This window comes from Tessaracoccus luoxuelianae (assembly GCF_055326245.1).
This window is the reverse complement of sequence record NZ_JBUZNO010000001.1, coordinates 413386-434492: the sequence shown is the minus strand read 5'-3', so window position 1 is coordinate 434492 and position 21107 is coordinate 413386. Positions and strand designations below refer to the sequence as shown.

At 68.6% G+C, this 21107-nt stretch carries 15 protein-coding genes; 4 read left to right on the top strand and 11 right to left on the bottom strand.

Translation table 11 applies throughout. The features are described 5' to 3' along the window. Positions 1–117 precede the first annotated feature (117 nt). The 5 genes from ACZK39_RS01930 to ACZK39_RS01910 form a co-directional block, all read right to left on the bottom strand. Complete coding sequence (locus tag ACZK39_RS01930) at positions 118–2307, bottom strand: DUF3376 domain-containing protein (RefSeq protein WP_463612365.1); 2190 nt, start codon at positions 2305–2307, stop codon at positions 118–120. Between the two features lie 26 nt (positions 2308–2333). Then, positions 2334–2780 (bottom strand): hypothetical protein, encoded by a 447-nt coding sequence (locus ACZK39_RS01925; protein ID WP_463612364.1) that lies wholly within the window; start codon positions 2778–2780, stop codon positions 2334–2336. 188 nt (positions 2781–2968) lie between these two features. Next, positions 2969–3616, bottom strand: coding sequence for a prepilin peptidase (locus ACZK39_RS01920; RefSeq protein ID WP_463612363.1), 648 nt, complete (start codon positions 3614–3616; stop codon positions 2969–2971). A 293-nt stretch (positions 3617–3909) separates the two neighbouring features. After that, positions 3910–4725 (bottom strand): SDR family NAD(P)-dependent oxidoreductase, encoded by an 816-nt coding sequence (locus tag ACZK39_RS01915; RefSeq protein WP_463612362.1) that lies wholly within the window; start codon positions 4723–4725, stop codon positions 3910–3912. A gap of 297 nt (positions 4726–5022) precedes the next feature. Continuing rightward, positions 5023–6285, bottom strand: coding sequence for a dTDP-4-dehydrorhamnose 3,5-epimerase family protein (locus ACZK39_RS01910; RefSeq protein ID WP_463612361.1), 1263 nt, complete (start codon positions 6283–6285; stop codon positions 5023–5025). A gap of 30 nt (positions 6286–6315) precedes the next feature. On the opposite strand from ACZK39_RS01910, the gene ACZK39_RS01905 reads away from it, so the two are divergent. Further along, complete coding sequence (locus tag ACZK39_RS01905; protein WP_463612360.1) at positions 6316–7524, top strand: winged helix-turn-helix domain-containing protein; 1209 nt, start codon at positions 6316–6318, stop codon at positions 7522–7524. 108 nt (positions 7525–7632) lie between these two features. On the opposite strand, the gene ACZK39_RS01900 is transcribed toward ACZK39_RS01905, so the two are convergent. Then, positions 7633–9009, bottom strand: coding sequence for an HNH endonuclease signature motif containing protein (locus ACZK39_RS01900; RefSeq protein ID WP_463612359.1), 1377 nt, complete (start codon positions 9007–9009; stop codon positions 7633–7635). A gap of 268 nt (positions 9010–9277) precedes the next feature. Between ACZK39_RS01900 and ACZK39_RS01895 the strand changes: the two genes are divergently transcribed. Together ACZK39_RS01895 and ACZK39_RS01890 are read left to right on the top strand one after the other, a co-directional pair. After that, entirely contained in the window at positions 9278–10531 is a 1254-nt protein-coding gene (locus ACZK39_RS01895; RefSeq protein WP_463612358.1) for an ATP-binding protein, read from the top strand. Positions 10532–10804: 273 nt separating this feature from the next. After that, a complete protein-coding gene (locus ACZK39_RS01890; RefSeq protein ID WP_463612357.1) occupies positions 10805–12361 on the top strand; it encodes an asparagine synthase-related protein in 1557 nt (518 codons plus the stop codon). Between the two features lie 148 nt (positions 12362–12509). Here ACZK39_RS01890 and ACZK39_RS01885 read toward each other — a convergent pair whose 3' ends face one another. The 5 genes from ACZK39_RS01885 to ACZK39_RS01865 all read right to left on the bottom strand — a co-directional run bounded on the left by ACZK39_RS01885 (position 12510) and on the right by ACZK39_RS01865 (position 19461). Then, positions 12510–13370: an SWIM zinc finger family protein gene (locus ACZK39_RS01885; protein ID WP_463612356.1), complete on the bottom strand. Its 861-nt coding sequence runs from the start codon at positions 13368–13370 to the stop codon at positions 12510–12512. Next, entirely contained in the window at positions 13363–16431 is a 3069-nt protein-coding gene (locus tag ACZK39_RS01880) for a DEAD/DEAH box helicase (RefSeq protein ID WP_463612355.1), read from the bottom strand. Before ACZK39_RS01880 ends, ACZK39_RS01885 begins: the two co-directional genes overlap by 8 nt. 203 nt (positions 16432–16634) lie before the next feature. Beyond that, positions 16635–17444, bottom strand: a complete 810-nt coding sequence (locus ACZK39_RS01875) for a GAF and ANTAR domain-containing protein (RefSeq protein ID WP_463612354.1) — start codon at positions 17442–17444, stop codon at positions 16635–16637. Positions 17445–17528: 84 nt separating this feature from the next. Further along, a complete protein-coding gene (locus ACZK39_RS01870) occupies positions 17529–18467 on the bottom strand; it encodes a hypothetical protein (protein ID WP_463612353.1) in 939 nt (312 codons plus the stop codon). Positions 18468–18693: 226 nt separating this feature from the next. Continuing rightward, positions 18694–19461, bottom strand: coding sequence for an SGNH/GDSL hydrolase family protein (locus tag ACZK39_RS01865; protein WP_463612352.1), 768 nt, complete (start codon positions 19459–19461; stop codon positions 18694–18696). A 131-nt stretch (positions 19462–19592) separates the two neighbouring features. On the opposite strand from ACZK39_RS01865, the gene ACZK39_RS01860 reads away from it, so the two are divergent. Further along, positions 19593–20948: a tyrosine-protein kinase domain-containing protein gene (locus ACZK39_RS01860; protein WP_463612351.1), complete on the top strand. Its 1356-nt coding sequence runs from the start codon at positions 19593–19595 to the stop codon at positions 20946–20948. Positions 20949–21107 lie beyond the last annotated feature (159 nt).

Below are 21107 nucleotides of genomic sequence, written 5' to 3'. Positions count from 1 at the left end.
ACCAACCCAAGCATGGGGAGGCAGTGTTACCCAATCGTGATAATCGAACAGTCGTACGGCAATGAGGTTGAGCCAGGGGCGGGATAAGCTATTGACAAGGTCTTATCTCCGGGGTGATCAGAGCTTGCGCGCCTCCCGCTTCGCTTTTCGGGACAGCCACCAGGCCGCTCCACGCATGGCCAGCCGTCGACGCCTCGTGAGCCTGGCCACCAAGGGATGCTTGGTCAGCATCCCGGCTGTATCGTCGATCAGCCCGTCGAGCTCCGTCTCTGTCGAGTCCCGGGCAGCCGCGATCAATGCAGAGGGCGTCGTGGACAGAACCTCGACGCAGCGCGCATAGACGGCGGGCCGATCCGTCCCGCAGTCGACAAGGATGCCATCGATGAGGGGGTTGATCAGCATTGCCCTCTCCTCGTCGCTCAAGTCGGCCGGGAGGAGCGCGTTCGCCAGTGTGATGGCGCCGTCGAGGCGGCCCCACATCCAGTCCCAATCCTTGAAGCTGTTGCTGCCAAAAGCACCGAAGTTCATGAACCGGTCCCCGTACAGCTTCTGGTTCGGCCAGTGCTCGAGCTTGGACAGGCTCGGCTTGGTTTCGATCGGCTTCAACCAAGGGCCCTCAGGGGTCCTGGGGCCGAGGATGAACAGATCGAACGGGGGGGTCGATGGCGTCCCCCAAGACAGAAAATGGCTAAGCACTTCCACGGTGATGAGCCTCCGCACACACTCGTCGGCAGGGAGAGCTGCGACGGCTGCCCATTGCTCGACCATGCCTTTCATTGTTGCCGTCAGCGAAAGGAGGAGATTGGTCTCGAGTACGGCCGTGTTGAAGGCGGCGAGGTTGCCGACGATCTGATCACATTCTTTGAAGGCTTCGTCATGCACAGCGGTCATACCAAGGTCGATGGCCAGGAGGTCCTCCTGGAGCCCGGCGATCACTTCGATCGCAACCGTGGTGTCCGTCTGCTCTCCGTCGAGGGTTCGAACGACTCGCGAGATCCACGCTGCCATCGGCTGGGCGCGCCCAACGCCCCACTGCCACAGCGGCTCGTTGCCCATCATTCGGGTTGCGCCCATGTCAGTCGCGATCCAGAACGGGTCAAGTGCGAGCACTGCGTCCACGGAGGCGGAGGGTACCGGTTGAGCCGACATGCTGTTCGATCCCGCCAGGACGACGTTGGTGGCTGTCTCCTTGGCGGTAGTGCGTCGGTACAGGGGGAGCAGGGTCTCAGCCACCTCGAAGGCCGCGTCCCATGACAGGCCGGGTATCCCTTCATTCAGGAGCAGCAGTTCGTCGGGCCTGGCCACCGTCTGGTGCGCCTCGCGGTGACGCTCAGCGACGGACTCGACGTCGGAGCGGAGGTCGGACTCGCGGCTCAGCGATGCAACAGCGGCCAGTACGCTGGTCCAGCTGGGTGGCTTGGGATTGGGGTCGGCAGGAGTGGGCGGCACGTCGACGTCATTGTGTGGGACCACGTATACCACCCAGCGCGGGCCGGAATCGGATCTCGGTCGTGCGATCAGTTCTCTCAGAAGTGGCTCGAACGGCGCATTGTCGAGCACACCCCCATCCATCAACCAGGAAGGGTCCCCGTCAGACTTCACATCGTTCAGCTTGTGCAGAGCGGGCGTCTCTTGAACGGATTCGAAGGCGACAGGGAATCCCGCCGACGCGCGGGCGGCCAGCACCAAGGGATCGACTCCTTCCCTGGTGTGCTCGAAGTTGTCGAGTTCGGCTCGTTCGATGACACCGAACTCCGTGTTCCACCTCTTGCTGCCCTTGCGCTTGCGGAATCGGTAGACTCGTCGGTGGTCAGCCGCGCTGAATTTCCCACCAGAGGCATCGGTCACCGCACGGCTGGATCCTTCGAGGGCGGACGAAGTGACAAGCAGGGTGACGTCCTCACCCCCGGAGTCACCGGTGTGGATTCCGCTGAGGACCTTGCCGAGAGATGCCTGGAAGTTATCCCCATCAAGGATGGAATTAGGGGATTCAAGAGGCATGGGGAAGCGGAGATGTCCGGCCTTGAGTCTCGCGTATTTGCGCCACATATCTCGAAGATGCGGGAGCGATGCACCTCGCGCAATCGCGGTGGCGAGCAGCGTACCGTTCAGGCCTCCAGCGCTGCTGCCTGCGATCAGGTCGACTTGTACTTCCCGCCCCGCCTTCTTCAGCACATGCCCCCAAGCGTCGTCGCTGTCCGCGTTGACTCGGCGCAACAGGTCGATCTCATGGGTCACGCCACCCATCCAGACGGCAAGGCTCACGCCCCCGTTCATGACCAGCGCGATTCGCACCGTCTCAGGCATGTCTTCTCCCCCCATCCGACTGTCGGTTAGCTAGCGGCGCGAGCGGTCGCCAGAACTTCACGCGGCGTCGCGGTGACCGCGGCGGCCAAATCGGGGCTCGGAGGACGGGCTGCGGCCACTCCCAACGCAGTTCGGAGTGTCTTCGAGTCCTGGTACGTGAGCAGCAGTTTGATGCCTGCCAAGCCGGCCACGAAGGCATTCACCACATCGCCCCAGGTGAACATCCAGACGGTGGCGGGCTCGACGGGAGGGGCAGTGGCGAATACAGCGACAGCGGAGATGGGCTCGGTGGCGAGAAAAGCCGCGACGGCAACGGCGGCACCCGCAAGAGTTGAGACAACTGCCCCAGCCTCAGCGGGTGCGTCCTTGAGTGGCTTCTTGCCCACGCCATTGGGTACCACTCGGGCCAGAAAGCCGCCGATGGCTCCAGCCAATGCAGTGACCAGAATTGCGATCAGAACGTCCTGATTCATGGTGTTCCTCCGGCTGTCACCCTGGGCGCAGGTTGAGCCAAAGATAGGGCTATGGCCACACCTGTCAATGGGTTGTGAATCTGAGGGAGGCCCCTGAGTCATCGTAATAGTGGCGCCACCACACAAAGGACTGATAGACGATAGGGCGAGCGGGGCCAGCTCTCAAACCCCGGTCAGCCCGCGACGACTCACACCAGCTCCATCCACACCGCCGCGACAATCGGGCCCAGCCACAACGCCGGCCCGTAGGGGAAGTACCCGGGCCGCCCCGGGTCCCGCCGCGCCCACACCGCATGCCCGACGGCGTGCACCGCGCCCAGGGCGGTGCCGAAGAACAGCGACGCCGTCCACATCGACACCCCGCCCTGCCCGGCTACCGCCCCGATCAACAGCGCCAACCGCACATCCCCGAACCCCAGCCCGGGGGAGAGGTGCCACGCCAGATACAGCAACCCGAACGCCGCCAGCGCCCCGACGACGGCGCCCACCGCTGCCCAGATGTCGAGCACCGCGAGCGCGACCAGCCCGAGCACCATCGCCGCGACACCCACGTAGTGCAGTTGTCGTGGCAGGAACGTGGTCCGGAGGTCGATGTAGGCCAGGGGGGCGCCGATCCCGAGGTACGGCACCCACAGCCACCACAGGTCCGTCGGCAGCACCCACAGCACCGTCGCCGCCACGAACGCAGCCACCGTCACCCCCACCACGCTCGACGGCGTGACCAGGAGGGCGAAGTCCGGCGCCTCGTCGTCGTCCAGGACGCGCACCCGCGGCACCGCGAACGCCATCACGACGGCGGCCACCACCGCGACCACCCCGGCAGCCACCCACACCATGCCCCGACCCTAGCCCCTGCCCAGTCCGCCCCCTGGTCAGTCCAAGCAGCCGCCCCGGCTGTCCCAGGGTCGGTGACCCAACGTCACCATCCCAGTGCGATTCCGGGGAGATGGCGCTGTATGCGGTCCATCTCCCCGGAATCTCACCGGGAATCAATGGCGGCCTCCGAACAATCCCTGCTCCGAGCCACCACTCGAAGTTTCAGCAGCATCGAAGTCGAAGTTTCAGCAGTATCGAAGTCGAGGTTTCAGCAGTCCGCGGGCCCTACTTCGAGGGCGCAAGGCATCCCGATTCACCGGTCCAGCAGCGACCCCATCCGGTCAGAGATCAGCGCCATCGCCCGCTCCGGCGCCAACCGGGTGAACAGGTCCAGCATCTGCGCGTCCCGTCCCAGCGCGACACGGTAGCTCCCGCGCTCCATGCCACGGATGATGAGCCGAGCCGCCTCCTCAGGCGAGGTGAGCTTCATCCGGCCCTGGCCCTCCGTTCCACTCGAGCCTCCGCCGGGCGTCGTCACCCCGCTGTTGGCCGTGATTCCCGTCCGCACCGCGCCCGGGAACACCACAGTCACCGCGACATTCGTCTCCCGCAACTCCGCATGCAACCCCTCGGTGAACATCTTCACAGCCGCTTTGCTCGCCCCGTACAGGGTCTGTCCGGGGATGGGGATGAATCCGCCCATGCTGGAGACGTTGACGACGGCGGCCTTCGGGCGCTTGAGTAGCTCGGGCAGGAACGCCTTGGTCATGGCGACGACACCCCAGAAGTTCACGTCGAGGACACGGTCGATGTCCTCGAACGAGAGGTCCACCACTTTCACGAACCGCTGGATGATCCCTGCAACGTTGAGCAACCCGTCCACCTGCCCGTGCGCCTGGATGACGGCCTCGGGTAGCGCCGCGACGGCGCCCCGGTCGGTGACGTTGACCGCGTGCAGCGACAGGCGGTGCGCCTCGCGCCCAGCGAGCTCGCGTGTCTCCTCCAGTTTGGCGGCGTTGAGGTCGACGGCGGCCACCTCGGCCCCCTTGCGCAGGAGTCCGAGTACCACCTGGCGCCCGATTCCCTGTCCGCCTCCCGTGACGACGAACACCTTGCCGTTGATCTGCATGCCGGATCCTCCATCGCTTCTGCCGGATCGCCATCGACCCGGACTCTGGCTCGTCGGCGCTGGGCCGCGCACCCAGCCTACCGGACAGCAATGTCCGGTTAGAGTGTGGTCAGTTGCTACTGAGGAAGTGCCGATTCTCAGGTGGCCAGGGCCGTCCGTGTCGGAGAGGTATCGTTTGTGGACGCGGAAAGGTGACGTTTGAGCCGCGGAACCGGCCCATCCCGCTGGCTGAGGCGCCGCGCAGCGGCCTCGAAGCTATGAAACGCAAGCGTCCCACCGGCCGAGGCACCGCCCTGCCTACCGCCGCGACACTAAAGTCCCCAACACCCCCACAACCACCGACAAGTGCCCGTCGATCTCCCGAGCCGCGACACTCGCCGCCTCCTGCCCCCGACGGTACGGGTCGCGCACCTCGTCGCCCTCCTGCGCCGTCCGGTTCCTCCACAGGTGCCCGGCCAAACCCTCCAGGGTGACACCCTCAGGAAGCTCAGCCAGCACCCGCGCCGCATGCCCGATCACGTACGTCTTCCGCCCCACCGCCGGCCACTCGTCGAGCAGGTAGCGACGGTGCTCGCCGGCCATGGTGAGGATGAGGTCGGCGTCCTCCACGAGGTCTCGGGTGACCTGACGCGCCCGGTGCGCCCCAGGGTCCCCGTCGACCTTCAGTTCCTGCGCCATGGGCGGGTCGATGCCCTCCCCGACGAGGGCCCTCGTGCCCGCCGACGAGAACTGGACCCCGGCCGGGGCCACCGCGTTGGCCGCGACATCCGCGTACGCCGAGCGGCAGATGTTGGCCGTGCACACGAACAGCACCTTGTATGCCCGACGGCGGGGCGAGGAGGGCGCAGCGGGGGAGTCCGCCTCCTCCCGACGGGGGGCAGCGTCGGCCCACCGCCCGAAGCCGCGCTGCGCATCGCCCGACGCGCCAGACCCGAACGACCCGACCGCGCCCCCACCCTCGCCCACAGGCCCAGGATCCGTCCCCCGAGCGCCCCGCTGCGCGTCGACGGCCGGCTGCTCCCTCCGGCCTGCCACGCGGAAGGGGACGGCGTCGGCCAGCATCGGGTTGGCGGCGTCGTCGGGGGAGACGGTGGCGCGCCGCTCGGGGATGGGCCAGGGGATGTCCAGCGCGGGGTCGAACAGGTTGACGGTGGAGTACCGGGCTCGGGCCTCGGGGGTCCAGTGCTGGTCGAGGAGGGTGGTGATGGTGGTGTCGTCCTCGAGGATCTGCACCGAGTTCGCCACGCCCCTGGGGACGAAGACGGCGGTGTCGGCGCCGAGCTCGGCCGTGACCACCGCGCCGTACGTCTCCCCGGGGCGCAGGTCCACCCACGCGCCGAAAGCCCGCCCCCGCAGCACGGTGATCAGGCGGTCCCACGGCTCGGCGTAGAGCCCGCGCGTGACGCCGCTGCGGTGGAAGTGGCGAACGTTGTGCTGCACGGGCCGGAAGTGTCGCAGCCCGAGCACGCTCATCCTGGCCTCGTTCCAGGCTTCCGCGAACCAGCCGTCCTCGTCGCGTTGCACGGTCAGCGGCACGAAGGTCAGCCCCGGGATCTCCATCCCCTGACCCTAGCCGCCTATCCTGTCCCAATGCCGCGACAGCTGAGTCTCCCCGAAGCCAGACGCGTCGCCATCACCGCCCAGGGCCTCGCGGCCCCGCGCCCAGCGACCCCCACCCCCGCGACACTCACCAGAGCGATCGCCACAATGGGCGTCCTCCAGCTCGACACCGTCAACGTCTTCGAGCGCTCCCACTACCTCCCCCTCCTGGCACGCCTCGGCCCGTACCCCAAGGCCACGCTCGACGCCCTCCTCCACCACGACACCCCCAAGCCCCGCCTCGGCCGCTACACCGAGTACCTGGCCCACGAGGCCACCATCATCCCCGTCGGGGACTGGCCGCTGTGGCACTGGCACCGCACCGCCCCGAAGCGCCCCGGCTTCGAGAACTGGGCCAGCGAACACCAGCCCCTGATCGCCGACGTCCTGGCCGAGTTCGCCGACCGCGGCCCGCTGCGCATCCGCGATCTGGACCATCCGGAGAACGTGTCGCTCGGCGGCGGCTGGTGGAACAAGAACGACGTCCACTGGGCCGCGCAGTACCTGTTCCACACCGGCGAGCTGGTCACCGTCGGCCGCCAACGCTTCGAGCGCTTCCTCGCCCCGGCGGCCACCACACTCCCACCCCAGGCCCTCGCCCCAATCCCGAAGCCAGACGCCGTCCGCGAGCTCATCCGCCGCGCCGCCGTCGCGCACGGGGTGGCCACCCTGGAGGATCTGGCCGACTACCCGCGCCTCAAGACCGCAACCGCCCGCCAGGCCGTCGACGACCTCACCGCCGACGGCGTCCTCGAGCCCGTCACCGTCGACGGCTGGGCGAAGCCCGCCTGGATGCCCGCCGGTCAGCGCGTCCCGAGACGGGTCGAGGCGGCGGCGCTGCTCAGCCCGTTCGACCCGCTGGTCTGGTTCCGCCCCCGCGCGGAGCGGCTGTTCGACTTCCACTACCGCATCTCCATCTACACGCCCAAGGAGCAGCGCGAGCACGGCTACTACGTCCTACCGGTGCTGCTCGACGACCAGATCGTGGCCCGCGTGGACCTCAAGAGCGACCGCAAGGCGGGCGTCCTGCGCGTCCAGCACGCCCACATCGAGCCCGCCCAGCAGGGGAGGATCGACGAGGTGGCCAGCCGGGTCGCGCCCCTCCTGTCCGAGGCCGCCCAGTGGCAGGGGCTGTCGGACGTCGCGGTCACGGGCCCCGGCACCCTAGCCCCCGCCCTGGCAAGACTTACAGTTGGCTGAGGCGCCGCGCAGCGGCCTCGAAGCCTCGGAAACCAGACGGACACGGTCACCCGTCCGAGGTTCGAGGCCCGGGCCCGGCCTGCTGTCCGCGCCGAGGCGCGCCACAACCTACGGGCGTCGCGAATCCCGATCAGGTCGTCGGCCGTTGCCGTTCAAGTAGAGCTGCATCCGTTTCGTCGGTGCGATGACTGGTTTCCTGGTGACAGGGTCGAAGGTGATGGTCCATTGGTCCGCGGTGTCGTTGAAGCGCTGCGGTTCGACCACCGCGTGGTGGTGTGCGCAGAGGAGGACCATGTTCCCCAGCGACGTGGGCCCGCCGAGATACCAGGGGACCACGTGATGGGCTTCGCAGGCGATGGCCGGGGTGGTGCAGTTGGGGAAGATGCAGCCGCCGTCGCGAATGGTCAACGCCTTGCGGAGGCCGGGGGTGACGAGCCGCTCGGTGAGCCCGAGGTCCAGCACCTCGGACCTGCCGCCGAGCACCACGGGGGTGAGGTCTGCGTCGCAGCACAGCCTGCGCAGGTCCCCGGGCGCGACCACCGCGCCGGAGGCCAACACGCCGACGGCCTCGGCGCGCTCGCGTAGGTCTGACTCCTGGATGGTGACGACGATCCGGGGCCGGTCTCCGGCCACCGTCGGCGCCCCGCGATGCTGGGAGACCATCACCGTGAACGCGTCCGCCCGGCGCTGTTCGGGGGTGCGGCCCTGATCGGCCGCCGCGTGATTGCGCAGCACCTGCGGGCCGGGGCGCAGCGAACGGACACCAGTGAGCCGATCCCGCGCCGCCCGTCGATCGGCCTGCACGTAGGCCTCGACGGTGGCGATCAGCGGCGCCGCGTCCACGGCCGGCAGCGACCCGCGGAACCAGACAGAGCCGTCGCCGTCGTCGCCGTAGCTGAACGACCGCTTCGCCTTCGCTCGCCGCGCCTGCGCCTCCACGTCTGCCACGCGCTGCTCCGCTGTGGGCAGCTGCTCCGGCGCGACCTCCGCCAGCACCACGGGTGCCAGCTTCGACAACTCCCGCGGCGTGGTGCTCCCGGCCCTGCCGAGGAACACCTCCTCCGCCCGCTGCAGCTGCTCTGGGCTCAAGGTGGCCGGCAGCTGCGCCATGCCCTTCGTGATGGCCATGGCGTGGGCGGGGGAGACGTCACCGTCGAGCGCTGCCTGCTTGACCTGGGGGTGGGCCGCCACATCGCTCGCCCGGAACACCTGCGCGGCCGCTTCTCTGGTATCGCGCTGCTCACTCACCGCGAGGAAGGACGTCAAGGGGGTGCCTGCCGCCCTCATGGATGCCTGCGCCCGGTTGGCCTCGTCTGTCAGCACGTGGGCCAGCGACTCAAGCCGCTCCGACAGCCTCCGTGCCCGCTGCATCAGCTGGAGCCTGGCTGGCGCATCAAGCGCCGCCCGCTCGGCGTGATCAACCAGCGACAGCGTGGATTCAAGCGCGGTGAGCGCCTGTTCCGTGGTGAGCCGCCGTTGGTGCATGGCCCCATTTTAATCGAACAAACGTGCCCGTCCAAGCCGCACGGCACGACTGTTACCCGATCGTGATAATCGCACAAGTGGGCTGCTGTTGGTCTGGACTCACCCGAGACAATCGGAGTGACAAGGACCTCTCCTTCCCGCACCCCTGCCCACGGTGTAACTCCTGCGTCCTGCACTCTGCAGACTGTCAACGATAAGTACTGCAAAGTGTCAACGTTGAGTTCTGCAAAGTGTAAACTTTCGTCATGCAACCCAGATCGGAGGCATTGTGGATTACCTCCCCCGAATCCTCGACGACCTTCTGAAGAAGCGGCTCCACTCCGCCGGCGCGGTCCTCATCGAGGGGCCGAAGGCCTGCGGCAAGACGCGCAGCGCCGAGCGGGCAACCGCCAGTGCCGTCTACCTGGACCGCGATGAAGCAGCTATCCGTGCGCTGGACGTTGACCCGGGACTCGTACTGGGCGGACCTTCGCCGCGATTGGTCGACGAATGGCAGCTGGACGGCACCCGCTTGTGGAATCACGTACGGGCTGAGGTGGACCGGCGAGGGAAGCCCGGGCAGTTCATCCTCACCGGGTCGGCTGTGCCGAATGACGACGTGCGCCGCCACTCCGGCGCGGGGCGTTTCGCGCGTCTCGTGATGCGTCCGCTCACCCTCTTCGAGTCGTCCGATTCCACGGGCGCCATGTCCCTCCGCGCGCTGCTGGCCGGCGAGCGACGCACGTCGCCTGCCGACACTGTCACCCCTCAGCACGCCGCAGAGCTCATCGTCCGGGGTGGGTGGCCCATCAACCTCGGCTTGTCGGTCCAGGATGCGGCTGCGGCCAACCGCGACTATCTGCGCACCGTCGCCGAAGTGGACCTTCGACGGATCGCGGGACCTCGGCGAGACCCGGCTCGAGTACTGCGGTTCATCCAGGCGCTCGCCCGGAACACTGCGATGGAACACGTGGTGACCAAGTTGTCGGCGGAGGCTGATGGCCCAGACATCTCGCTCTCGCGTCCCTCGGCGCACGAGTACCAGGATGCACTGGCCAGGCTCATGCTCCTGGAGGTCCAACCGGCCTGGTCCACGCACCTGCGATCGCGGGCGAGGCTGCGTGAAAGGGCACGCACGCATCTCGTCGACCCGTCTCTGGCTGCCGCCGCACTCGACGCCAGCCCCGCGAAGCTCCTCCGCGATCTCAACACTCTGGGCTTGCTGTTCGAGTCACTTGCGGTCCGCGATGTCCGCGTATACGCCGAGGCGGCGGACGCTTCCGTGTACCACTACAGAGACTCTGACGGGCTTGAGGTCGACATCATCGTCGAGTCCAGGAATGGGACCTGGGGCGCGTTCGAGGTGAAGCTGGGTGCGGGGCAGGTGGACCGGGCGGCTGCATCGCTGTTGAGCTTCGCTGCGAAGGTCGACACGGTGAAGGTGGGGGAGCCGGCCGTGCTAGGGGTGATCACCGCTGGCGGCTACGGCTACACCAGGCCCGACGGGGTGGTCGCCATCCCGATCGGCGCGCTGGGGCCCTGATCGACCGGCAGCCAGCCCTCGCCACGCGGGCATCCCCGCTCGCGCCCTCCTCTGACGGCGAACGTCTATTCCCTCTCCCACCCCGCCTGGGTTAGGGTGCTCGATGAGTCAAGAAGCCGGCTCACTGCCCCGCGGTTGGGGTGGCCGCTTCTGCGATCCTTCCTCCCCGCGACATGTCAGGGGAGCCGACGAGTGTCTCCCCTCCTGCTGGAAGGTGAGACCTGTGCGCATTCTTGGTTCAGACCGACGACAACCCGCGCCACACCCGGCGCCATGAGCGGCCTCGCGGGCGCCGTGACCCTCGGGCGCGGCGTGCGTCCGGACGTCGACACTGTCAGCCGGATGCTGGAGGCCCTGGAGGGTCGACGGTGGGGGCCGCGTCGGATGTGGGGCGACGGGCACGCGGTCCTTGCGTACCGCTACGCCGGAACCCCGGACTGCAGCGACCTGCAGCCCGTCGTCGACGTCGACTCCGGGATGGCGATCGTGGTGGACGCGCATCTCGGCAACCGCACGAAGCTCCGCCGGCAGCTGGGCGCCACCCGCGACGGCGACGCCCACCTGATCCTGGCCGCCTACGCCCGCTGGGGTGAGGACTTCGTCGAGCACCTGGACGGCGAGTTCGCGGTGGTGCTCGTGGACCGGGCCAAACGGAAGGTGCTGCTGGCCAGGGACGCCCTGGGCGTGAAGCCGCTGTATCTGGCCGACACCCCCGCCGGCCTGCTGTTCGCCTCCACCCTCCCGGCGGTGCTGGCGGCTGGGGGAGTGGACACCTCGATCGATCCGGAGGCGCTGCATCACTACCTGAGCCGGAGTTCGGTGGTGCCCGCGCCGCGGACCATCGTGAAGGGGGTCCGCAAGCTCCCTCCCGCGACGCTGCGGGTCATCGACGTCGACGGCACCCGCGACCGCGTCTACTGGCGGCCGGACTCCCAGGACGACGGCGACCTCGAGCGCTGGTCGCAACACGAGTGGCATGAGGCCGCCCATGAAGCCCTGCTCTCGGCGGTCCGGAGCCGGCTGCCGGGGTCTGGGCCGGTGTCGGTGCTGCTGTCGGGAGGGCTGGACTCGAGCCTGCTGGTGGCCCTGCTCGCCGACTGCCATCGGGGCGGGGTCAACACGTTCAGCATCGGCTTCGACAGCTCGGAGGACGTTCCGGGCGACGAGTTCGAGTACTCCAGCGTGGTGGCCAGGCGCTTCGGCACCACCCATCACTGCCTGCACGTCCCCACAGCGGAGCTGGTGCCCGCGGTGGCCGCCGCGGTGGAGGACATGGCCGAGCCGATGGCCGCCCACGAGGCCCCCGCGTTCCATCTGCTGGCCCGTCACGCCTCGGAGCACACCGACACGGTGATGTCCGGGCAGGGCGCCGACGAGGTCCTCGGCGGCTCCGTGGACCCCCGCAATGGTTTCGGGGCGGAGCTCGAGCCGCTGGGGGACGCTGTGCGGATGACCAGGGTGTGGGGGGTGGAGGCGACGGCGCCGTTCCTCGACCGGCACCTGGTGGAGTTGGCGGCCCACCACCCGGAGCGGGAGCGGGGCGGATCGGACGTGTTGGCGGCTCTGGGCCGGCACCTGCTGCCCGACGGCGTGGTGCACCGCCCGAAGGGGCACCTGCTGCTGCCGGCGTTGATGAACCTGGACGGCCCGGTGCTGGGCCTCGTGCGCGACACGCTCTCCTCGCAGGCGGCCCGGGGCCGGGAGATCCTGCAGCCTCAGGTGATGGAGACGCTGCTGGCTGCGCAGCGGGGGAGCCTGCTTCCGGCCGGCGTCAACGGTTTGTGGCAGTTGACCGTGTTGGAGATGTGGCTGCAGCGCCACCGCGTCTGACGCGGGCCATCGGCAGTTCGCCGGTGGTGATGATCTCGTCGGCGATGACGGACATCTTCAGGAAGGATGCACACCCACTCTCGGGCTACTCGAATCTACTCTAAACCGCTTAGAGTAGATTCGAGTGGCCTTGGCCTCCCGGGGCGCCTCAGGCGTCGCTACGAGGGACTCCCCGGCGTCGGGTGGCACCGCCGTCGTGGAGGCCTGCGAATTCGTCGTAGGCGGGGCGTAGCACCTCGGCCAGCGGGCGGCCGCGCACCGTGACCGGCACGCGGGGGAGCTGATCCAGCAGGTTCGGCCCGGTCACGGTCGGCGACCGGAGCGACGGCGCCGCGGCAACGTAGAACACCTCGAGCAGCTCCGTCAGTGGCGTTGCCGCATCCGAGCCCTCCGAGCCCTCCGAGTCGTCGGAGACGACGGCGTCGAGGCGGGAGAGCAGATCCTCCCTGTCGCGGCCACGCCAGGCGAGGATCTCGAAGGGATCGGCATCGAATCGTTCGGCGAGCAGGTAGAACACCGCGGCCAGATGCTTGCAGGGCACGCTCCAGTCAGGGCATGAGCAATCCAACGACAGGTCGTCGGCGCTCTGCGGGAACAGCGCCAGGCCGAGACTCTCGAAGACCCCCTCGATGTCGGGCGGCATCTCACCTGCCAGGAGCTGGGCGACGAACCAGGCGTCGGCGGCCAGGGACTCCTCAACCCTTGCCCACTGGTCCTTCCCGTAGGCCGTGACCCCGATGCGCACCCGGTACGGGCGGGCGCGTGAACCCTGGACGGCGGCGCTCACCTGCCCGGGGCTCAGCTCGAGTGAGATCACCTGGCCCCGACGGGCGTAGTTGCGGCCCCTGGAAAGCCGACCCCCTATCCCGGTGTCCTCAAGCACCTGGATGAAGCGGGTGGACCACCAGGTGCTGGCGATCTTCCCCCGAGCACTCCTCGCCCGCAAGCCACCCTCGACGGCGCGAGGCGTCGACGGCGGGAAGAACCGCGGATCGAAGCCGCTACTCACCGACCGCGTCCTTCGACAGGGCGAACAGGTCGCGCAACTGGGCGGAGGAAAGCTCTGTCAGCCATGCTTCGCCGTCGCCGACGACCATGTTCGCCAGTTCCTTCTTCTCGTCGATCATCTGATCGATGCGCTCCTCCACTGTGCCGGTGCCGATGAACTTGCGCACCTGGACGTTGCGTTTCTGACCGATCCGGAACGCCCGGTCCGTGGCCTGGTCCTCCACGGCGGGGTTCCACCACCGGTCGAGGTGGATGACGTGGTTCGCGGCCGTCAGGTTCAGCCCGGTTCCGCCGGCCTTCAGCGACAACACGAACAGGGGTGATCCCTCGCCTGATTGGAACCGCTCGACGAGTTCACTGCGCCGCTCGCGCGAGGTGCTGCCCGACAGGTAGGCGGGGTTTGTGTCGAATCGCGCAGCGAGGTGCGGCACGAGGAGTTCGGCGAATTCGGTGTACTGCGTGAAACACAGGACGCGGTCGCCCTCGGCGAGGATCTCGTCGAGGATGTCCTCCAAGCGGATGAGCTTGCCGGAGCGTCGGCCGATCGGCGAGCGGTCATGCAGCAGCTGCGCCGGGTGATTGCAGACCTGCTTGAGCTTGGTCATCGCCGCGAGCACGTTGCCGCGCCGCTTGATGCCCTCGGATCCCTCGATCCGCTGCATCATCTCGTCGACCACCGCCTGGTACAGGGAGGCCTGCTCGACCGTGAGCCGGTAGTGCTGTTTGATCTCGATCTTCTCGGGCAGGTCGTCGATGACGGCCGGATCGGTTTTGACCCTGCGCAGGATGTAGGGGCGGGTCACGCGTCGCAGCAGCTTGGCGGCGTCGTCGTCGCGGTGGCGCTCGATCGGGGTCGAGAAGCGGGCGCGGAACAGCTCGGGCGAGCCGAGGATGCCGGGGTTGAGGAAGTCCATGATGGACCACAGCTCGGTGAGCCGGTTCTCCACCGGTGTCCCGGTGAGGGCGATGCGCTGGCCGGCCTGCAGGCGGCGCACGGCCTTGGCGGTACGCGACAGCCGGTTCTTGATGGCCTGAGCCTCGTCGAGCACCACCCGCTCCCACTCGACCTCCGCGAGCTGGTCAATGTCGTTCAGGGCGGTGGCGTAGGTGGTCACGACGATGTCGGTGCCGGCCAGAGCGGCGGTGAGGTCCTCGTCCCGCAGCCTCTCCGGGCCGTGGTGCGCGTGCACCCTCAGCGCGGGCGCGAACCTGGCCGCCTCGGCCTCCCAGTTGCCGATGAGCGACATCGGGCACAGGAGCAGGGTGGGGGCCGACGGGCTGTCCGCGCTGTCTGCGGCACGGTGGCGGGCCGTCGCTTCGAGGGCGAGGAGCTGAATGGTCTTGCCAAGTCCCATGTCGTCGGCGAGGCAAGCGCCCAGCCCTAGACGGCTGAGGAAGGAGAGCCAGTCCAGGCCGCGGTGCTGGTACGGCCTCAGCGTGGCGGTGAAGCTCCCTGGCGGCTCGATGCCGGTCACTGTGTCGGGCACGGTGCCGACGAGCACGTCGCCCAGCCAACCTTCGGCCGCCACGTCCGTCAGAGGAAGGGGCAGCTCGAGGTCGTCGGGATGGCTGAGCGCGAGGGTGAGCAGTTCGGCGGCGGACGTGCGGCCGGTGCCTTCGCTGCGCAGGAACTCCAGGCCACGCGCCAGCTGGGCGGGATCGATGGCCACCCATTGGCCGCGGAGTTGCACGAGCGGGGACTTCGCGGCCGAAAGCACCGCGATCTCATCGTCACTCAGCCCGTGGTCCCCGACGGCAAGGTCCCAGCGGAACTCGCACAACTGTTCGCGCCCGAACCCGACGCCGGTCTCACCGTGGTCCGACGGTGTGGCGCTGAGGCGCAGCCCCACGCGGGCGGGCCGACGCCACCAGGCGGGGAGCAGAACCTCGAAGCCGGCGTCGTCGAGTGCGGTGGCGCCCTGGGTGAGGAAGTCGTAGGTGGCCTCGGCGTCGAGGCTGAGGCCGGATGGCTGGGCCTGTCGGAGCCCGGCCTCCAAGCGGGGGAACGCGCGCTGGGCACGGGCGAGCTCTGTCAGCAGTACCTCGCGTGGTCGTTCCAGCCAGCGGGCCAGGGAGCCGTCGCCGCCCCAGATGCGCGGGGCGTCGACCAGCAGGCTCGGATCAGTGCGCGAGCGCAGCAGGAACTCCAGTTCCCAGGTGGGTGCCGCTGCCGCGTCCAGGCCTGCGTCGGCCGCGGGCGGGGCGGTCGCCGGTTGAGCGTCGAGAAATGCGTCCTCCGGCGAAGCGTGCACGTTCGGGTCTCGCAGCCGCAGGACGAGCTGCGCCGGGCCGGGGGTTTCCACGCGGGCGTCGGCCCATGGTTGCAGCCGCTCGGCGAGCTCTCGCAGCTCGTCGGGGTCGGCGTCGAACCGCGCATCCGGTCCGGTGAGGGCCTCCAGCCATGCCTCCGCGGCGGGCAGGCGAGCGGGGCGCCGGCCTCGTCGTGGCGGAAGGATCGATCCCACCAGCTGTGTGCGGGCGAGCGCGTCGGCGATGGTGTCCAGCGCCTCTGAGACGAGCGCGGCGGCACTGGAGGCTGGGCTCGCGGCGCGGACAGACGGGGGAGCGGCGGCGATGAGCGCTACCGCTGCCGCGGCGTCCTGCCCCGTCAGTACGGCTCTCCAGCGCGCCTCGGGACCTGCCTGGGTGTTCGCGAAAGTGGGCAGCACCCGCCCACGTTCGACGAGCTCGGCGGCGTAGCGGGCCACGTCGAACAGGTGTCGCAGCGACGCGGCGGGGCGCACGTCGACGTCCTGCCACTGTCCGGGTGAGGTGTCAGCTGCGGCGGGGTCGACGAGGGGGGCGAGGCTGGTTTCGACCTTAGCCGGGTCCAGCATGAGCACCGGGACCCTCCACTCAAGCGCCGAGGGCCGGGTGCCGGCCTGCCGTCGTGGCGTGATGCGGAACAGGACAGGCGAATCCAAGGGCGCCTTCCGCAGTGATGGCAGGAGAACCGTCGCCGTCGAGGGAGTTCCGGGAACCAGGGCCCCGAGGGCGCCCGTGGTGGCGGCGAAGGGGTGCGGGCGGGCTTGCCGCAGGGCCTGGCTCGGGCTGGTGATCATTGCCTCCGAGTCTTCGGCCCACACTGCGGCGCTCCGTTTTCCGGGAATCCAGAGGGCGTGGAGAACGAGCACGCTGGTGGGCCTCCCTGATTGCGTCGGCACTTGCGCGCCCCAGTTTAGGGCGCCCGCGTTCCATCTCCTGCAGCCTCAGGTGATGGAGACGCTACTGGCGGCGCAGCGGGGGAGCCTGCTTCCGGCCGGCGTCAACGGCCTGTGGCAGTTGACCGTGTTGGAGATGTGGTTGCAGCGCCACCGCGTCTGACGCGCTCCATCGGCAGTTCGCCGGTGGTGATGATCTCGTCGGCGATGACGGACATCTTCAGGTTGGAGTTCTGGCTCGCCAGCCGCATGAGGTTGAGGGCGGCGTCGCGGCTGATGGAGTGGCGGCCCATGAGCACGCCCATCGCCATGGCGATCTCCCGGTTGGTGCGCAGCGCGCTCTCCAGCTGCTCGGCCTTGGACTGGCTGAGCGCGATGGAGGTACCCATGGCGGCGAACGTCGACACCACCGCAGCCTCGCCCGAGTTGGCCCTGTCTCGGAAGGCGTCCTCGGTGTCGGAGTACAGGTTCAGGCTCGCGATGGTGCGGTCCTGATCCATGAGGTGGAGGGGGTGGGCGAAGATGCTGCGCACGCCCAATTTGCGGGCGCTTGCGGTGTATTCCGGCCAGCGGTTCTCGTGACGGAGGTCGGGCACCATGAAGGGGGTGTCGTGCTTGATGGCGTCGAGGCACGGCCCGGAGCCGAAGGCGTACTGCAGGAGGTCCAGTTGGAGGGAGAAGTCGTCGCTGACCACCAGGGAACGGAATTCGTCTCCGTCCTGGAGGGTGATGGTGCCCCATTGGGCGCCCGCCATCTCGATGGCGGCCTCCACCAACGCGTTGGCCAGCGGCTTCTCCGTCGCCCGGAGGCGGTCCGACAACTGGTCGAACTGCGCCGCCACCTCGGCGAAGGTGAGGAACCCGTCGAACTCTGATCCGTCAAGGCCAGAGTGATCCGTCACCTGCTCAGCCATCTGATCACCACCCTCGGGTGAAGTCCAGAGCCACGGTGGCCCGGGGGATCTTTCACTCTACCCCCGCGTCCGCCAGGACCCCCGCTACCGGGTTTCGGCCGATACCGACACGCCTGCCAGCACGCGCGCGGAGGCCGCCGCCGTGGCCCTCACCGTCGCCCGATGCAGCGCTTCGGGTCTCCCCATGGCCTCGACGACGTGGGCCTGGTAGAACTCGAGCCCCATCGTGGCGGCGAAGGCGTCCCCGGCGCCCACCGAGGTCGACTCGTCGGTGACGGGCCGCGTGGGGATGGGGATGGCCCTGCCCTGGAAGCACAGGCTGGCGCCCCGCTGTCCTTGGGTGACGACGAAGCCGGTGCCGGTCGCCCCGCCGTTGGCCGACCAGCGGGTCGCCTTGGCGAGCGCGTCGCTCTGGTCCTCGTCGGAGAAGACGACGATGTCGAAGCATGACCAGGTGGCTGCTTCGGCGTCGGTGATGTCGCGGCGCTCAACCCGCCTGTAGTGGTCGCCGCTCGGCTCGCCGCTGACCCGCATGAGGCCTTGCGCCACGAGGACGTGGACGGCGTCTCCGTCTGGTCGCGCGGCGCGGAACTCCTCGATGTCTGCTGCCCGATCCTGGTCCGGGACGAGTGGGCAGAAGTACACCAGGTCGAAGGCGGTCCAGTTGGTATGGGGGCTGATCGGCCCCAGTGGGCGGTCCGCGGGGCGCCAGTGCTGGATTCTGCACGGGGCGCTTGCCGCCTCCTGGCCCGACGGTGCGGGCTCGGCGACGTTCTTGTACGACAAGGAGCGCCGACCCGAGGGTCCACGATCGCACTCGATTCCGCCGAGGAACGGCAGCAGGTCCTTGCCGTAGGGGCCGCTGACGAGGGCGCGCATTCCGTACTCGTGCTGGAGTTGTCTGGCGATGAACAGCGCGGGCGACCCCCACGACGGCTCAAGCACGCGCCCGGCCACCTCGTTGTGGTCGAGGCAGAGATCGCCGATCACGATGACTGAAGGGCGTGCGCCGTTCAACGACACAGGTCCTCCTCGTTGCTGCCTGTCCTGCTACTGGCATCGGATCATACGCCTGTGGCTCAGGCTGCAACTCGGCCCGTACCCTAAGGGCCGAGCCCACCGGCGCGCGAGGCCGCGCGCCTCCGCTGGTCGACGGCTTCGCCACCGCCAAGGAACCCGATGCCGCCCCCTGGCTCGCCGCGGAGCAGTTCGTCGGGGGGAAACCTAGAACGTCCGCCGCTGGACCGGATTACCGGAGCTGGTCCACCACCTGCTGCGCGATCTCCGCCTGCGCCTCGCCCGACAAGGCCTCGCCGTCCCCGGCGCCGGGCTGCCCCACATCAACGAACGACCCGTCGACGGCCTCCACGCCGTCGCGGATGGTGCTGTTGTGCAAAGTGAGGAAGTACGGGGCCGGCTTGTCGGTCGTGACGGGGGAGACGGCCACCAACTCGGCCCGGGGGAGTGCCTCGCGCAGCGCGGCGAAGTATTCGGAGGCGGGCTCGGCCAAGCTGTAGTCGCCGTCGGCCGTGCCGCCGAAGGTCACCACGATGTCCGGCCCAGCTTCAGCGATGGCCGGGATGGTGCCCACAAACGTGGCGCACGGCTCGAACTCGCAGGAGCGCGGCGCCGTGATGTACCCGCGGCCGGGAGAAGAGAGGTTGGTCACCGTGCCCCAGCCGAGTTCCTCAGCGGCGGTGCCCACCCAGGTGTCTGACGGCTCCCCGATGGAGAAGGAATCACCCACCACCACAACAGACGGTCCGCTGACCGGAGCCGCCGACGAGGCCGGCGCACTGCCCGCGGGCGCCGAGGGCGATGCGGCCACGGACGGAGAGGGCGTGGCCTCAGCGCCGGCCGAGCCTGTGAGCGTGGCGGACGGGCGGCTCGTGGACGCGGGCGCCGCCTCCATCGGCCGGAACCGAGTGAGTGCCAGCGCACTGAGGACGACGGCGAGCAGGCCCAGGAGGATCAACCCAATGGCGCTGAGCTTGCTGACGTCACGCAGTGATTTCATGGGTCTCTTCCCGGCCGATTTAGCATTGACTCGAAGCCACATTATTGTAGGGCGCACAGGGACGTGCCGCGCGTTCCGCGGCGCCCTGAAACAAACGGCGGCCTGGCACAGGCAGCGGCGAACACCTGAGGATGGTCATGGAGCTGGAGCAATACCTGCAAATCGTGAGGCGGTATTGGAGAAGCTCTCTGGCAACGCTGTTCGCGTGCATTGCGATAGCCGCAGTGGTCACTCTGCTGCAGAAGCCAACCTACTCCTCGACGGCATCCGTGTTCCTCGCCGTGGAGAGCGGCGGCACCGCGGGGGAACTCTCGCAGGGCGCAACCTACGCCGAGCGGCAGGTCAAGTCGTTCGTGACTGTGGCCACTTCGGCCATGGTTCTGGAGCCAGTCATTACTAACCTTCGGCTAGATCTTTCTCCGGGTGAGGTGGCCGGAAAACTCTCCGTCACCGCCCCCACCGCCACCTCGGTGATCGAGATCCAGGCGGAGGATCGCGACCCCCTTCTCGCGGCGGACCTGGCCAACAGTGTGGCCAACAGTCTTCAGGAAGCGGTGGGTCAGCTCGCGCCGCCGAGCCCCGACGGGGCCGCGCTGGTGAGCGCCACCGTCATCGACACGGCACAGGTGCCGACGAGCCCCACCGCCCCGCGCCCTGCCGTCAACCTGGCTCTTGGGGCAGTACTTGGGGCGATGCTGGCCTTGGGCCAGGCAGTGCTGCGCAGCCTCGCGGACACTCGGGTACGCAGCACGCAGGACGTCGAGGCGCTCACCGAAGCTCCGGTGCTGGCATCCGTGGGCCACATCGTCAGCAGCGCCGGCCGATCCGCAGACGACGACGGCCAGCACTGGGCAAACGCCGAGGCCTACAGGCGTCTCCGCACCAACGTGGGCTTCCTCGGGCTAGGCGGTGAGCGCAGATCCTCGTTTGTGGTGACGTCCGCAACCGCTGGTGAGGGCAAAACGGAGACGGTCATCAACCTGGCGCGGGTGCTGGCCCAGGCCGGCGAGTCGGTGCTTCTGATCGACGCAGACCTCCGTCGCCCTCAGGTGGCAGCACGGCTGCAGCTGGACTCCGAGCTGGGGCTCTCCGACGTCCTGACCGGCCGGGCGGCGCTCGCCGACCTGACGGCGAGGGTGGGCGTCGGGACGCTCGATGTGCTCCCCGCAGGGACCATCCCGCCCAACCCGTCGGAGCTGCTGGGGTCTGAAGCCATGGCCCAGCTGCTGGCGTCCGTGGAGCGTCAGTACGATGTTGTCCTGTTCGACTCGCCGCCCCTGTTGCCAGTCACGGACGCCATCGTTCTGTCCGCCCAGACCGGGGGCGCGGTGTTGGTGACACGCTCAGGCCAGGTGCGTCGTGCACACGTGGCTGAGGCCGTCCACATGATGGAGACGGCGGACGTGAGCCTCTTGGGCGTGGTTCTCAATGACGTCCCGGTGCGCGCCAGCGAGGCCTATGCCGGCTACTATTCGGCGGCTCGCTAACGGTGTCGCCCATCTTGGCGAAACAGATCTCGTGTAAGTATTTGCGTGAGCATTCGGATGGATGTATCACACGTGACAGGCGCATCGGGGGATCGCATGATTGAGGCTGTTGAAGCTCGTGAGGAGCGGGACGGCGTTCCTGGGCAGACGGGCCAGCAG